Source organism: Caulobacter sp. (genome assembly GCF_017744445.1).
Lineage (GTDB): Bacteria > Pseudomonadota > Alphaproteobacteria > Caulobacterales > Caulobacteraceae > Caulobacter.
Genome location: NZ_JAGIBH010000004.1, coordinates 105,605 through 118,814, shown reverse-complemented (window position 1 = coordinate 118,814; position 13,210 = coordinate 105,605). Strand labels below are relative to the sequence as shown.

The window sequence follows — 13,210 nt, the reverse complement described above, 5'->3', positions numbered from 1 at the left end:
CTTACACGTCGAACTGTTCGGGCGCAGCCCCGATGACGCCCGTAAGGTCTCCGGGCGCGCGGGCCAGACGTTCGTCCTGCGGCTGGAAGAAGCCCGACAGCGAGAACAGCTTCAGGCCGCCGGCGTCGGCGATCAGCTCGGCGGCGACGTCGGTCTGACTGAGAGCCTCGATGATGGCGGCGGCGCTCTTGGGCGAGTCGGTGACCCAGAAGGTCTGGTCGCCGCCGGTGGGCTCGACCTCGACTTCCGCCACCGCCAGCGCGGCTTGCGGGCCCCAAGTGGCCAGGCAGGGCAGGGCGGCGAAGACCTTCAGCTTGGGCTCGGCCAGCAGGCGGCCCCACCAGGGCGTCTCGGCGGCCAGCGGCAGGACGGCCACGCCCCAGGGGCTGCGGGCGATGGCCAGGGCGTCCTGGGCGGTGGGGACGATCGACAGGCGCGGCGCCGTGCCGAAGCGCAGGCGGGTCAGCTCGACGGTGCGGGCGGCCTCGCGACCGCCGAAGACGCCCAACTGGTACGGGCCCTGGCGCGCCAGGTTGTCGGCCATGATCTCGCGCCAGATGCGGATGACCAGCGCGTCCCCGGCCCCGGTGCGCGGCGCGGCCAGCAGCTTGCGAACGATCTGGGCCTCGCGGCCGGGGCGCAGGCCAAAGCCGGTGTCGCCGGAGGCGCGCTTGGCGGCCGCGACGGCGCCGGCCAGGCTGGCGCGCTCGTCCAGCAGCTTCAGGAGTTCAGTGTCGATGGCGTCGAGTCGCCATCGGACCTCTTCGAGAGACGGCGTCGCCGCAGCCTGGTCGCTGCCCATGTTCTTCCCCGAAATTGGAGGCGGGACCATAGTCTTTGCCGCCAAACACGCAATAGCCAGCCTTCGTGGGAATAAAATTGCGTGCCTGGCGATCGTTGGTCGATCAATAAACGGTCGGCGCAGGGCCCGTATCAAGGATGCCCAAATAGGTGCGGCCGTTGTCGAACTTGAGGTCGGCCTCGATCACCGGCTCGGCGCCCATGGCCTGGGCGGCGGCGGCCACGGCCTGTTCCGGGGTCCTGATCGGCTGGCCGGGCATGGTCCGTTCCTTGAGCGCCGCGTTCAGCGAGCCGGTCACGCGGCCTTGGCTGTCGACCGACAGGACGCCGGACTTGATCTTGCCCTCGGCGTCGCCGGCCAGGATCTGGCTCTGTTGCAGGGTGATCTGGCCGCCGGCTTCGCTCCAGCGCTTCACCGCGGCTTCCCAGTTGCGGCCGCGCAGCTGCGAGACGTGCGACAGGCGGGTCTCCAGCAGCATCGAGGCGGTCTTGTCCTGGGCGATGCGGCCCAAAAGGCCCGTGAAGGCGGTCTTGGCGCCGTCGGCCTTGAAGAACACCGCGCCCTGGTCGTCGGGACCCGAGCGGGTGTGCAGCTGCATCTTGTCGGCCGAGACCAGCTGGAACGGCTTGGTCCCCGGGGCGGGCGCAAAGGTCAGCTTGGCGCCCTCGACCGAGATGCGCGGCGGATATTCGGTGACGTGCGAGATGCTGGCGCGCAGGGCCTGGCCGGTGATGGTCACGTCGCCGGCCTCGGGTCGGGTCAGCACCACGCCCTGGTCGGCGACCAGCACCCAATGGGTCAGGTCGAAGATCTCGGCCTCGCCTTTCAGGATCGGCGCGCGGACGGCCCAGCCGGTGGGCTCGGACATCCGGGCGTTCGTCAGGTCGACGTTCATGCGGAACGGGAAGCCGTGGAAGGTGCGGGCGCTCCAGGACAGGTCATAGCCGCGCGACTTCAGGTCGGCCGCCTGGGCGTCCATCCGCTGCTCGGCCTGGCCGCGAATCCAGAACCAGCCATAGCTCCAACCGCCCGAGATGACGGCGGCGAGGATGAAAGGCGTGAACAGGCGACTGCGACGGGCTTTGCGAGACGGGCGGGCGTCGTTATGGGTCATGAAGTGGGCGCGTCCAGTCGGGATCGAGAATGGGTTTGGCAGGCGACAGCGAAGATCGCTGGGTGTTCGGATACGGATCGCTCATGTGGCGGCCCGGGTTCCCGTTCATAGACCGAAGAACGGCCGTGCTCCACGGTCGGCGGCGGGCCTTCTGCATCTATTCGGTGCACCATCGCGGCACCTACGAGCGGCCGGGCCTGGTGCTGGGCCTGGCCCCCGGCGGCGCGGTGCGCGGCATGGCCTACCGCGTGGCGTCCAGCGAATGGGAGGCGGTCTACGCCTACCTGCGCGAACGCGAGCAGCCGACCGAGACCTATTTCGAGACCTGGCGCGACGTGAAGATCGACGGCAATGGGAAAGCCTCGGCGCTGGTCTTCCTGTCGGACATGAAGCACAGCCAGTGGGCGGGGGCGCTGACCCTGGAGCAGCAGGCGGCGTTGATCGCCGGCGCCACGGGCCTGTCGGGGCCGAACATCGACTACCTGCGCGACCTCGTCCTGCACCTGCGCGAGGACGGCGTGCGCGATCACGCGATGGAGAAGCTCTTGAAGATGGTCGAGGGCATTGAGTCTCCTTCTCCCCTTGCGGGAGAAGGTGGCGCGTAGCGCCGGATGAGGGGTTGAAAGGCCTGTCCGGATAGCGGAGCGAGACCCCTCACCCGACCCACTTCGTGGGCCAACCTCTCCCGCAAGGGGAGAGGGAAACTAGATCCCCGAATCCTCAAGCGCCTTGGTCGCGCCGTCGATCTTGGTCTGCAGCTCGCGCATGAACTCGCCGCGCTTCAGGCCGGCGGGGATGGGCTCGAGATAGTCGAAGACGATCGTGCCCGGCTTGATCACGAAGCCCTTGTTCCAGTGGCTGCCGCAGTTCAGGGCCAGCGGGATGACGGGCATGTCCAGCTCGCGATACAGCGCGGCGATGCCGGGCTTGTAGTCGCCGGGCTCGCCGACCTTGCCGCGCGTGCCTTCCGGGAAGATCACGATCTGGCGGCTTTCCTTCATGCGCTCGACCGAGTCGCGGACCAGCTTCTTCAGCGCGGTCGAGTGACCGCCGCGGTCGACCACGATCATACCGCCCTTCAACCCGTGCCAGCCGAACAGCGGCACCATCAAGAGCTCCTTCTTCATCACGAAGCAGGCGTCGGGCAGCAGGGCGAACTGGCTGAAGACGTCGAACATCGACTGATGCTTGGGCGCGACCAGGGCCGGGCCGATCGGGCGTTGGCCACGCACCTCGACCTTGACGCCGGCCAGCCAGCGCAGGCCCCAGATCAGGCCACTGGCCCAGGTCGACAGGCACCAGGTGTTGACGCGACGGGGCAGGGGATAGGTCACGATCATGCCTACGGCCCAGGCGATGGACCACAGCCAGAAGAACAGCTGGAACAGGAACGAACGCAGATAGATCAAGATGCTTCCTTCGCCGCCGAGGGGGCGGCCTTTTCTTTCGGCCCCAGCCCCAGGAACGCCTCACGGCCCAGGATCGCCAGGTACTTGCAGTATTCCACGATCATCCGCCGGGCGCTGATCGAGGTCTTCCACCAGCGATGGGCGTTCAGATCGGTCTTCACCGGATAGGGCGACAGCTTCACGCCCGGCATGGCGGCGCTGAGCTCCAGCATCGAGCGCGGCATGTGGTAGTCGGCCGTGACGACAATAAGGCTCTGATAGCCCTTGGACTTGGCCCACTCGGCGGTCTCGCGGGCATTGCCCACGGTGTTGGCGGCGGCGAAGCCTAAGTCCACGCAGCAGTCGTAGATCGGCTTGACGGCCTTGGTGACGGTCTGGACGTCGGCGCGGGTGGCCTCGCGGTTGACGCCGGAGATCAAGAGGCGCTTGCCCTTGCCCTCTTCCAGCAGGCGGGTGGCCGCTTCCAGGCGCACGTTCGAGGCGCCGGTCAGCACCACGACGCCGTCGGCGGTGGGCGGTTCGGGCGCCGGGGTCGACTGGTCCACGCGGCCGGTGAAGGCCAGGAGCCCGAGGCCCCAGATCATCAGCGCTATCAAGAGCGCAGCCAAGGTCTTCACGGCATCTCCCCCACGATGCGCGACGCCGCCAGACGGGCCGAGAGGCCGGCGATCAGGGCGGCCACGACCGGCGCGGGCAGGGCGGCCAACAGATCGATCCAGGCCAATGGCAGAACCGGCGCAACCCCCGCGCCGCCGCCGAAATAGCGTGCAACGGCGCCGATGATGGCCGCGCCCGCGCCCCCCAGCAAGCCCGCCAGCGCGCCCATGGTGGCGAAGCGGTTCTGGAACAGGCCGGTGATGAAGCCTTGCTCGGCCCCTGAGAAGTGCAGCACCTCGATCACGTCGCGGCGGGCAGCCAGGCCGGCCCGGGTGGCGAAGGCGATCACGGCGGCCGTGGCGGCGGCGATCAGGGCGAAGACGCCCAGGGCCGCCAGGCGCGCCAGGTTGGCGGCGCGCTCGATGTCGGCGATCCAGCGGCTGTGGTCGTCGACGGTGGCCTCGACGCCGGCGACCTTCAGGGCGCGGTCCAAGGTGTCGGCGGTCGGCGGGGTCTTGGGATCCAGCTCCAGCGTCACCAGCCGCGGCGTGGGCAGGTCGTCGACCAGGGCCTCCTTGCCGATCCAGGGCTCCAGGAGAGCCTCGGCCTTCTCACGGGTCAGGGCCTGGGCCTCGACCACGCCCTTGATGCCGGCCAGGGTCTCGGCGGCGCGAGCGGCGGCGCTGTCGGGGGTCTCGTTGGCGCGGGCGCGGACGACGACGGTGGCTGAGCCGGTCAACTGGCTGGTCCAGCCGTGGGCGGCGCGGTTGGCGGCCAAGGCGGCAAAGCCAGTCAGGCAGGCCAGGAAGCACAGCACGGCGACCACGAACACCAGCGCCCCGTCACGGCTGTCGCGGGGCGGCAGCAGCGGGCCGGGCTTCCAGCGGGCGACCTGGAAGAACTCGCTCATTTGCGACCTTCCACATTGACCAGGCGGCCCTGGTCCAGATGCAGGGTCGGACGCGCGGCGCGGGCCACCAGGTCCTCGTCGTGGGTGGCGATCAGGACGGTGGTGCCCAGGCGGTTCAGCTCGACGAACAGGCGCAGCAGGCGCAGCGACATGGCCGGATCGACATTGCCGGTCGGCTCGTCGGCCAGCAGCACGTCGGGACGGTCCACGACGGCGCGGGCGATGGCCAGGCGCTGCTTTTCGCCGCCCGAGAGGGTAGCGGGCAGGGCGTGCATGCGGTCGCCCAGGCCGACCCAGCTGAGCAGCTCGGCAACGTCCTCGCGATAGGTGGCCGGTTTGCGCTTGAGGATGCGCAGGGGCAGAGCGGCGTTGTCGAACACCGACAAGTGCTCCAGCAGCCGGAATTCCTGGAACACCACCCCGATCCGGCGCCGCAGGAACGGCAGGTCCGAGGTGTGGGTCAGGCTGACATCACGTCCGAAAAGCTCGACGCGACCCCGTGACGCACGGTGGGCCAGGTAGATCAGCTTGAGCAGTGAACTCTTGCCCGCGCCCGACGCGCCGGTCAGGAAATGGAACGAGCCCTGGTCCAGGGAAAAGCTTATGTCCCTTAGGGTTTCGGGCGCTCGCCCGTAACGCATCGAGACGCCTTCGAAGCGGACCACCGGTAGGGTGTCATCGCCCTGTTGTGTGTCGATCCGCAAGGCGCGTCACTTGGGTTTCTGGACATCAGGGTTAAAATCAGCGACCCCCTTTAGGTGTGTGGGGAGCGTTCGATTCGCGGCCATGATACTGACCTGTCCGGAGTGCGCCAGCCGCTATTTCGTCGACGACTCCAAGGTGGGCTCGGCGGGTCGCGTTGTGCGTTGCGCGTCGTGCGGGAACAGCTGGACTGCCCGTAGCGAAGAGCCGCTAGACCTTTTCGACGACCCCGAAACCCCGACCCTGGCCAGCCAGGTCGAGTCCGCCGACCAGCTGCCCGAGACCGTCGCCGCAGAGGCCGAGGATGCGCCGGTCAGCGCCCTGCCGGGCGAGGAACTGCCCAAGGTCTTCCGGGCCCGCGCCGACGCCGAGCGTCGCCTGCGCGAAGCCACCGCCACGGGCGTGATCTGGGCCGGCATGGCCGCCGCCATGGCGGTGGTCGTGGTCGCCGCCCTGATCTTCCGCATCGACGTGGTCAAGATCCTGCCAGGCTCGGCGGGCGCCTATGCCGCCGTCGGCCTGCCGGTGAACACGGTGGGCCTGGTCATCGACCGCTCCAGCATCAAGGCCCAGCCCTCGATGCAGGACGGCCACGCGGCCGTGACGATCACCGGCTCGATCCGCAACATCACCGAGCACCCGGTCCTGTCGCCGCCGCTGCGCGTGGAGCTGCTCAGCAAGGACGACAAGCGCGTGGCCGGCCAGCTGGCCGCGGCCGCCGACGCCAAGATCCCGCCGGGCGAGGTGCGCCACTTCTCGATCACCTTCCTGGATCCGCCGCGTTCGGCCAAGGATCTGCAGATCGGTTTCGCCACCGAACCGGGCGCCGCCAAGGCGGTGAAAACCGCCCTGAAGAAGCCCGACGAGCACGGCGCCGAGCCCGAGCTGGCGCTGCGCGGGGCTCAAGAAGCCCCCGCCGAGCACGAAGCGGCTGGACAAGAGCCCTCGGGACATGAGAGCGGGGAAGCAACTCCTCCCCCTGCAGACTCTCACGAACCCGCACATCATGAATGACACCAACCAGCCCGAAGTCCTGATCTCGGAAGCCGAGATCGCCGAACGGGTTCAGAAGCTGGCCGAGGCCATCGCGCCGCGCATCGACGACGACACCGTCGCGGTCTGCCTGCTGACCGGCGGCCTGTGGTTCGCCGCCGACCTGACCCGCGCTCTCTACAAGGCCGGCCGCAATGTGCGGTTCGACGCCCTGTGGCTGGCCTCCTATCACGACGAGCGCAAGAGCACGGGCCGTTGCGAAGTTCGCGCCGACCTGCAGCGCCCGCTGATCGGCCGCCGCGCCCTGGTCGTCGACGACGTGTTCGACACCGGCCTGTCGCTGTCGGAAGCCGCTCGCCTGGTCAAGGACGCCGGCGCCAGCGAAGTGCTGACCGCCGTCTTCGCCCGCAAGCCCTGGCCCAAGGATCGCGGCATGGAGCCCGACTTCGTCGCCTGGGAAGCCCCCGCGCGCTACCTGGTCGGCTACGGCCTGGACGACGAAGGCAAGAGCCGCGGCCTGCCGTACATCGGCGCTCTGGACTGATTTCAGAGATTACTTGCCCCCACCTTACCGCTTCGCGGTCGTCCGCCCCCGGAGGGGGCGGAAGGTTGACCTTCTTCCCCCTCCGGGGGAGGAGGGCCGCAGGCCCGGAGGGGGCAAGTATCGGAACTACACCCAGTCCGGCACGAGGTCCCGCGCCAGCATCTCCTCGTAGGTCGGTCGCTTGCGGATCACCGCGTACTTGTCGCCGTCGACCAGGACCTCCGGCACGAGGGGGCGGGTGTTGTACTCGCTGGCCATGGCCGAGCCGTATGCGCCGGCCGACATGAAAGCCACCAGGTCGCCGGCCGCGAACGGCGGCAGGGCGCGGTCGCGGGTGAAGGTGTCGCCGGTCTCGCAGACCGGACCCACGACGTCGTAGGTGGCCTCACCAGCGCGCTTCACCACCGGACGGATGTCGTGGAAGGCGTCGTACATGGCCGGGCGGACCAGGTCGTTCATGGCCGCGTCGATGACCAGGAACTTGCGGCCTTCCGGGCGCTCGTGGACGTGGATCACTTCCGAGACCATCACGCCGGCGTTGGCGGCGATCACCCGGCCCGGCTCGAAGGCCAGCTTCACGGGCAGGCCTTTGGTGACTTCACCCACCATGGCGGCGAAGTCGGCGGGCGAGGGCGGTTCGGGGTTGTTGAAGTACGGGACGCCCAGGCCGCCGCCCAGGTCCAGGCGCTCGACCGATAGGCCCTCGCCCAGCAGCTGCTCCACCAGGCCCCGCATCTTGCTGAAGGCCTCGCGCATGGGCGACAGATCGGTGATCTGGCTGCCGATGTGGCAGGCCACGCCAATGGGCTCCAGCGCCGCGTTGTTGCTGGCGTTGGCGTACAGGCGCGCCGCCTCGGCGAACGAGACGCCGAACTTGTTCTCGGACTTGCCGGTGGCGATCTTGGCGTGACCGCCGGCCGCGACGTCCGGATTGACCCGGAAGGCGATCTTGGCGCGCACGCCCAGCTCGGCGGCGACCTGAGCGATCAGGTTCATCTCCGGCTCGGACTCGACATTGATCTCGGCGACGCCGGTCTTCAGGGCGAATTCGATCTCGCGGCGGGCCTTGCCGACGCCGGAGAAGACGATGCGCTCGGGCGGAATGCCGGCGGCCAGGGCGCGGCGGACCTCGCCTTCCGAGACCGTGTCGGCCCCGGCGCCCAGGTCGCCCAGCACCTTCAGCACCGCGACGTTGGAATTGGCCTTCACGGCGTAGGCGACCAGCGGGTCGACCACGCCGGCGGCGACCAGCGCGTCGCGGAACACGGTGAAGTGCCGCTCCAGCGTGGCGCGGCTGTAGACATAGACGGGCGTGCCGACCTCGGCCGCGATCTTGGCCAGGGGCACGCCTTCGCAGGCTAGGCCCTCGGGGCCGTACTCGAAGTGGTTCACAGTGTTTCGGGCTTTCTGATCATCGTAGCCCCCTCATTCCGATTTCCCGGCGAAAGCCGGGACCCAGATGCATCCGGAGCGGTGGCGGGCGTCATCTGGGTCCCGGCCTTCGCCGGGATGACGGCGACCCGCGCCAAGTTCAAACCAATGTGCAGCGTTTGCCGTCAGTTAGGCGTAGCGCCGGGGAAGCCCTTGGCGGACGGGCCGCCGAACGGGTCCTTGGTGCCGGGCAGCGGGGCGGCGCGGATGGTGCGGTTGCTGGTGGCCGGGTCGCGGATTTCCTGGTCGCCGCCGGCGCGGGCCGGTTGGTTGGCCTGGGCCGAGGCGGCGCGGCGTTCGGCTTCCCAGGCGGCCTTCTTGGCCGGATCCCACATCGGGGCCGGACGCTCCAGGGCGCCTTGCTTGCCGCAGGCGGCGGCCGTGACGGCCAGGGCGGTCAGGGTGACGATCGTCAGGGCGCGTTTCATGCGAGCACTTCCTTCCAACGCGCGATCTGGGCGCGGACCTGGGCGGGGGCGGTCCCACCGTAGCTCATGCGGCTGGCCGCCGAGGCGGCCGGAGTCAGAACGGCGTAGACGTCCTGGGTGATCCGCGACTCGATCGCCTGGAACTGTTCCAAGGTAAGATCGGCCAGATCGACGCCAAGACCCTCGGCCGCCTTCACGGCGGAGCCTGTCACGTGGTGAGCGTCGCGGAAAGGCATGTTCAGCGTGCGCACCAGCCAGTCGGCCAGGTCGGTGGCGGTCGAGAAGCCCGCGCCGGCCGCCTTGGCCATGTTTTCGGTGTTCGGGGTCAGGTCGGCGACCATGCCGGCCATGGCCAGCAGGGAGAGCTCCAGCGCGTCGAAGGCCTCGAAGGTCGGGACCTTGTCCTCCTGCATGTCCTTGGAATAGGCCAGCGGCAGGCCCTTCATCACCACGGTCAGGGTGGTCAGCGAGCCCAGGATGCGGCCGACCTTGGCGCGGATCAGCTCGGCGGCGTCCGGGTTCTTCTTCTGCGGCATGATCGAGCTGCCGGTCGTGAAGGCGTCGGTCAGCTTGATGAAGCCGAACATCGGCGTCGTCCACAGCACGATCTCTTCGGCCAGGCGCGACAGGTGCGTGGCCGTGATCGAGGCGGCCGACAGGGCCTCCAGAGCGAAGTCGCGGGCCGAGACGCTGTCCAGCGAGTTGGCGGTCGGGCGGTCGAAGCCCAGCGCCGCCGCCGTCTGGTGGCGATCGATCGGGAAGGGCGAGCCGGCCAGGGCGGCCGCGCCCAGCGGGCACTCGTTCATGCGGGCGCGGGCGTCGCGGAAGCGGCTGGCGTCGCGGCCGAACATCTCGACATAGGCCATCAGGTGGTGGCCGAAGGTCACCGGCTGGGCCGGCTGCAGGTGGGTGAAGCCTGGCATGAGGGCGTCGGCATAGGCCTCGGCCTGGGCCAGCAGGGCCTTCTGGAGGGCTTCCAGCTGAGCGGCCGAGCGGTCGGCGGCGTCGCGGACCCACAGGCGGAAGTCGACGGCCACCTGGTCGTTGCGCGAGCGAGCGGTGTGCAGCCGGCCGGCGGTCGCGCCGATCAGCTCGCGCAGGCGGGCCTCCACGTTCATGTGGATGTCTTCGTACTCGTCGCGGAACGGGAAGGTCCCGGTGGCGATCTCGTCCTCGATCTTGGCGAGGCCGCCGAGGATTTCCTCACCATCGCTGCTTGAAATCACGCCCTGGTTCATCAACATCCGCGCGTGGGCGCGGGAGCCCGCCAGGTCTTGCGCCCAAAGGCGCTTGTCGAAGCCGATGGAGACGTTGATCGCCTGCATCAGTTCCGCCGGCTTGGCCGTGAAACGACCGCCCCACATGGCTTGACCCTGGCCCCTGTTGGCCTTGGGCGTATCGGAGGCGTTGTCGGTCATATGAGCGAAGTCCAATCGGAGGCGGCGGCCAAGAAGCGCAACCCTGTGAGGTTGGCGCTGGGGGGCGTCATCCTCGTCGGCGTGGCGGCGGTTCTATACGTCATCGCCACCGCTTCGTTCAAACCCTCAGGGCCCGCCGACCTCACAGAATTCAAGAAAGGGACGCTGGTAAAGCTGGACGTGCCATCCGCGCCGCGCGCCGCGCCGACCACCGTCTTCACCAGCCTGGACGGCAAGCCGACCACCCTGGCCGACTTCAAGGGCCGCGTGGTGGTCATGAACCTGTGGGCCACCTGGTGCGCGCCGTGCAAGGCCGAGATGCCGACCCTGGCGAAGCTGCAGGCCGCCTATGCGACCCAGCCGGTGACCGTGCTGCCTATCAGCGTCGACCGCGACAGCGACCTGAACCTGATCAACGAGGAGATGGCCGCCAACCCGCCGCTGAAGACGTATCGCGATCCGGGCTACAAGCTGTCGTTCGCCATGGACCCGCGCGCGGCCGGCTATCCGACCACGGTGATCTATGACCGCCAGGGCCGCGAGCGCGCCCGCATGGCCGGTCCGGCCGACTGGTCGGGCCCGGAAGCCCGCGGCATCGTCGAGAAGCTGCTCGCCGAGAAATGATCGATCCCGCGATCCTCGAACCCCTGGCCGACGACGCCTGGCCGGCGCGCGAGCGTGATCGGCTGGGCGGCTGGCGGCTGAATGCCTCGTCGGGTCGCTCGATGCGGATCAACGCCTGTTGGCCGCTGGGTGAGCCGGATCGTGATCCGGAGGCGGCGCTGGACGCCGTCGAGGCGTGGTTCGCGGCGCGCGGGTTGCCGCCGCAGTTCAAGTTGACCGACGGCGTCGTGGCGCCGGCCGATCTGAACGAGCGTTTGGCCGCACGCGGCTATCGCGCCTGCAAGGAGACGCTGGTCATGCTCGGCCCGACGGGCGGGGAGGGCGATCCGGCGCTCGGTGTCTCGGCCGCGCCGGATGCGACCTTCGAGGCGGTGTTCACCGCCACGGCCGGCGATCCCGAGGACGGCCGCGAGCGGCTGGAGGCCCTGGGTCGCATCCCGGCGCCGGCGCGGTTCGCGAGGCTGGACATCGACGGCGCGCCGGCGGCGATCGGGGCCACGGCGATCGGCGGGGGGTTCGCGGGGGTCTTCGGCATGCGCACCGCGCCGGATCATCGGCGGAAGGGCCTTGCTCGGCGGGTGCTGCGGGGCTTGCTGGCCGAGGCGGGGGCGCTGGGCGCCGAGCGGGCCTGGCTGCAGGTCGAGGCCGACAACGCGCCGGCGATTGCGCTGTACGCGGACGAGGGCTTCGAGCCTGCGTATCGGTATCGGTACTGGGTGCGCTGAGCCCAAAACCCAACACCCCAACCCCTACATTGCCTTCCTGGGCCTTGTGCCCAGGATCCATGGCGCGGCTTGGCGTTGCCGTGGTCAGTGCGCGCCGTCAGCGTGGGCGCGCTTCCTGAAAATCCGGACCAGCTGAACCATGGGCCCTAGGCACAAGGCCTAGGGAGGCATTTGGGGGAGAGCGAATACCCCCGCCGCTTCTCGAAATATCCTCGTTCGATAGACTAGTTTACAAAACAAACTTGTTGATCCATGGTGCGGCCACCTGAAGAGGGGAGCCAACCCATGCACGCGCCACTCAGCGCCATTGACCGTTCGACGGCGGCCCAGATCGGCGGCCGCAACGCCCCGATCGGCGCCTTGCGCGCCTTCATCACCCTGCTGGTGATCGCCCACCACACGGCGCTGGCCTATCACCCGTACGCGCCGCCGCCGAAGGCGTTCGGCGCCCAGCCGATCCTGTGGACGGCGTTCCCGGTGGTCGATCCGCAGAAGTTCGGAGGGTTCGGTCTCTTCACCCTGGTCAACGACATGTTCTTCATGTCGCTGATGTTCTTCATCTCGGGGCTCTTCGTCGCCGACGGCCTGCGGGCCAAGGGTGACGGCGGGTTCCTGAGAGGGAGGGTCCTGCGCCTGGGCGCCCCGTTCATCCTGGGCGTGGGACTGCTGGCACCGCTGGGCTACTATCCGGCATGGCTACAGGCGGGCGGGGCAGGTTCGCTCCCGGCCTTCGCGGACGCCTGGACGCACCTGCCGTTCTGGCCCAGCGGCCCAGCCTGGTTCCTGTGGGTGCTGCTGACCTTCGGCGCGATCGTCACCGCGATGCACCGCGTGGCGCCCGGCGTGATCGACGCCCTGGGCGGCCTGGCCAAGGGCGCTGAGTGCAAGCCGGCTCGGCTCTTCTGGGGCCTGGTCGCGCTGAGCGTGCTCTTCTACCTGCCGCTGGCCATGACCACGCCGTTCGGCCATTGGAGCATGTGGGGGCCGTTCCTGGTCCAGACCGCCCGCATCGGCCACTACTTCGTCTACTTCCTGGCGGGCGTCGCGGTCGGCGCGGCCGGCGTCGGCTACGGCCTGACCGATCCGGAAGGCAAGCTCGCCAAGCGCTGGTGGCTCTGGCATCTGGCTCCGATCCTGCCGATCATCGGCGGCGTGGGGACCATGATCGTGGCCTTCTCGCCGAACCCGCCGCCTCGGGCTGTCCTGGATGTCGTGGGCGGGGTGAGCTTCTGCCTGGCCTGCGCGACCCTGTCCTTCGCGGCCCTGGCGACCTTCCTGCGCTTTGTCCGCAAGACCGGCCCGGTGAGCGCCAGCCTGCAGGCCAACGCCTACGGCATGTATCTGGTCCATTACGTCTTCACCTCGTGGCTGGCCTGGCTGCTGCTGCCGCAGGGCTGGGGCGGCCTGGCCAAGGGCTGCGTGGTGTTCGTGGGCGCGGTGGCGCTGAGCTGGCTGACGACGATGGTCCTGCGCCGCGCGCCGCTGTTGGGACGAATCCTGTGAACGGTCATGA

15 protein-coding genes are annotated in these 13,210 nt (G+C 69.1%); 6 read left to right on the top strand and 9 right to left on the bottom strand.

What is annotated here, in order from left to right:
- Window position 1: 1 nt before the first annotated feature.
- Both J7528_RS07350 and J7528_RS07345 read right to left on the bottom strand, forming a co-directional pair.
- Window positions 2-802, bottom strand: a complete 801-nt coding sequence (locus J7528_RS07350) for a chorismate mutase (protein WP_291872325.1) — start codon at window positions 800-802, stop codon at window positions 2-4.
- A 103-nt stretch (window positions 803-905) separates the two neighbouring features.
- Entirely contained in the window at window positions 906-1,916 is a 1,011-nt protein-coding gene (locus J7528_RS07345) for a DUF2125 domain-containing protein (RefSeq protein WP_291872323.1), read from the bottom strand.
- A 29-nt stretch (window positions 1,917-1,945) separates the two neighbouring features.
- On the opposite strand from J7528_RS07345, the gene J7528_RS07340 reads away from it, so the two are divergent.
- On the top strand, window positions 1,946-2,521 hold the full coding sequence (locus J7528_RS07340; RefSeq protein ID WP_291872321.1) for a gamma-glutamylcyclotransferase: 576 nt from the start codon (window positions 1,946-1,948) through the stop codon (window positions 2,519-2,521).
- A gap of 99 nt (window positions 2,522-2,620) precedes the next feature.
- Here the strand turns inward: J7528_RS07340 and J7528_RS07335 are convergent, their stop codons facing one another.
- From J7528_RS07335 to ftsE, 4 genes are read right to left on the bottom strand one after another with little or no spacing between them, the layout of a single operon-like run.
- Complete coding sequence (locus tag J7528_RS07335; protein WP_291872319.1) at window positions 2,621-3,325, bottom strand: lysophospholipid acyltransferase family protein; 705 nt, start codon at window positions 3,323-3,325, stop codon at window positions 2,621-2,623.
- Window positions 3,322-3,942, bottom strand: coding sequence for a YdcF family protein (locus J7528_RS07330; protein ID WP_291872317.1), 621 nt, complete (start codon window positions 3,940-3,942; stop codon window positions 3,322-3,324). Before J7528_RS07330 ends, J7528_RS07335 begins: the two co-directional genes overlap by 4 nt.
- Window positions 3,939-4,832 carry an FtsX-like permease family protein gene (locus J7528_RS07325; protein ID WP_291872315.1) on the bottom strand — a complete coding sequence of 298 codons (894 nt, stop codon included), beginning with the start codon at window positions 4,830-4,832 and terminating at the stop codon, window positions 3,939-3,941. The genes J7528_RS07330 and J7528_RS07325 overlap by 4 nt, the downstream gene beginning before the upstream one ends.
- Complete coding sequence (gene ftsE / locus J7528_RS07320) at window positions 4,829-5,536, bottom strand: cell division ATP-binding protein FtsE (RefSeq protein ID WP_291872314.1); 708 nt, start codon at window positions 5,534-5,536, stop codon at window positions 4,829-4,831. The genes J7528_RS07325 and ftsE overlap by 4 nt, the downstream gene beginning before the upstream one ends.
- Before the next feature lie 58 nt (window positions 5,537-5,594).
- On the opposite strand from ftsE, the gene J7528_RS07315 reads away from it, so the two are divergent.
- Together J7528_RS07315 and J7528_RS07310 are read left to right on the top strand one after the other, a co-directional pair.
- On the top strand, window positions 5,595-6,548 hold the full coding sequence (locus J7528_RS07315; protein WP_291872312.1) for an MJ0042-type zinc finger domain-containing protein: 954 nt from the start codon (window positions 5,595-5,597) through the stop codon (window positions 6,546-6,548).
- Complete coding sequence (locus tag J7528_RS07310; protein ID WP_291872311.1) at window positions 6,487-7,071, top strand: phosphoribosyltransferase; 585 nt, start codon at window positions 6,487-6,489, stop codon at window positions 7,069-7,071. Before J7528_RS07315 ends, J7528_RS07310 begins: the two co-directional genes overlap by 62 nt.
- A 126-nt stretch (window positions 7,072-7,197) precedes the next feature.
- Here the strand turns inward: J7528_RS07310 and lysA are convergent, their stop codons facing one another.
- From lysA to argH, 3 genes are all read right to left on the bottom strand, one after another.
- Complete coding sequence (gene lysA / locus J7528_RS07305; protein WP_291872309.1) at window positions 7,198-8,463, bottom strand: diaminopimelate decarboxylase; 1,266 nt, start codon at window positions 8,461-8,463, stop codon at window positions 7,198-7,200.
- A 164-nt stretch (window positions 8,464-8,627) separates the two neighbouring features.
- Window positions 8,628-8,948, bottom strand: coding sequence for a hypothetical protein (locus tag J7528_RS07300; protein WP_291872307.1), 321 nt, complete (start codon window positions 8,946-8,948; stop codon window positions 8,628-8,630).
- The gene (argH, locus tag J7528_RS07295) at window positions 8,927-10,348 is read right to left on the bottom strand and encodes an argininosuccinate lyase (RefSeq protein ID WP_291872305.1); all 1,422 of its coding nucleotides are present in this window, start codon (window positions 10,346-10,348) and stop codon (window positions 8,927-8,929) included. Before argH ends, J7528_RS07300 begins: the two co-directional genes overlap by 22 nt.
- On the opposite strand from argH, the gene J7528_RS07290 reads away from it, so the two are divergent.
- The 3 genes from J7528_RS07290 (at window position 10,349) to J7528_RS07280 (ending at window position 13,200) form a co-directional block, all read left to right on the top strand.
- Window positions 10,349-10,972, top strand: a complete 624-nt coding sequence (locus J7528_RS07290) for a TlpA disulfide reductase family protein (protein ID WP_291872303.1) — start codon at window positions 10,349-10,351, stop codon at window positions 10,970-10,972.
- Entirely contained in the window at window positions 10,969-11,697 is a 729-nt protein-coding gene (locus J7528_RS07285; protein WP_291872301.1) for a GNAT family N-acetyltransferase, read from the top strand. Before J7528_RS07290 ends, J7528_RS07285 begins: the two co-directional genes overlap by 4 nt.
- A 285-nt stretch (window positions 11,698-11,982) precedes the next feature.
- Entirely contained in the window at window positions 11,983-13,200 is a 1,218-nt protein-coding gene (locus tag J7528_RS07280; protein WP_291872299.1) for an acyltransferase, read from the top strand.
- Window positions 13,201-13,210 lie beyond the last annotated feature (10 nt).

Coding starts and splice junctions, on each gene's coding strand:
- J7528_RS07280 (WP_291872299.1), top strand. CDS start 11,983: ATGCACGCGCCACTCAGCGCCATTGACCGTTCGACGGCGGCCCAGATC.
- J7528_RS07285 (WP_291872301.1), top strand. CDS start 10,969: ATGATCGATCCCGCGATCCTCGAACCCCTGGCCGACGACGCCTGGCCG.
- J7528_RS07325 (WP_291872315.1), bottom strand. CDS start 4,832: ATGAGCGAGTTCTTCCAGGTCGCCCGCTGGAAGCCCGGCCCGCTGCTG.
- J7528_RS07345 (WP_291872323.1), bottom strand. CDS start 1,916: ATGACCCATAACGACGCCCGCCCGTCTCGCAAAGCCCGTCGCAGTCGC.
- J7528_RS07340 (WP_291872321.1), top strand. CDS start 1,946: ATGGGTTTGGCAGGCGACAGCGAAGATCGCTGGGTGTTCGGATACGGA.
- argH (WP_291872305.1), bottom strand. CDS start 10,348: ATGACCGACAACGCCTCCGATACGCCCAAGGCCAACAGGGGCCAGGGT.
- J7528_RS07350 (WP_291872325.1), bottom strand. CDS start 802: ATGGGCAGCGACCAGGCTGCGGCGACGCCGTCTCTCGAAGAGGTCCGA.
- J7528_RS07290 (WP_291872303.1), top strand. CDS start 10,349: ATGAGCGAAGTCCAATCGGAGGCGGCGGCCAAGAAGCGCAACCCTGTG.
- J7528_RS07310 (WP_291872311.1), top strand. CDS start 6,487: ATGAGAGCGGGGAAGCAACTCCTCCCCCTGCAGACTCTCACGAACCCG.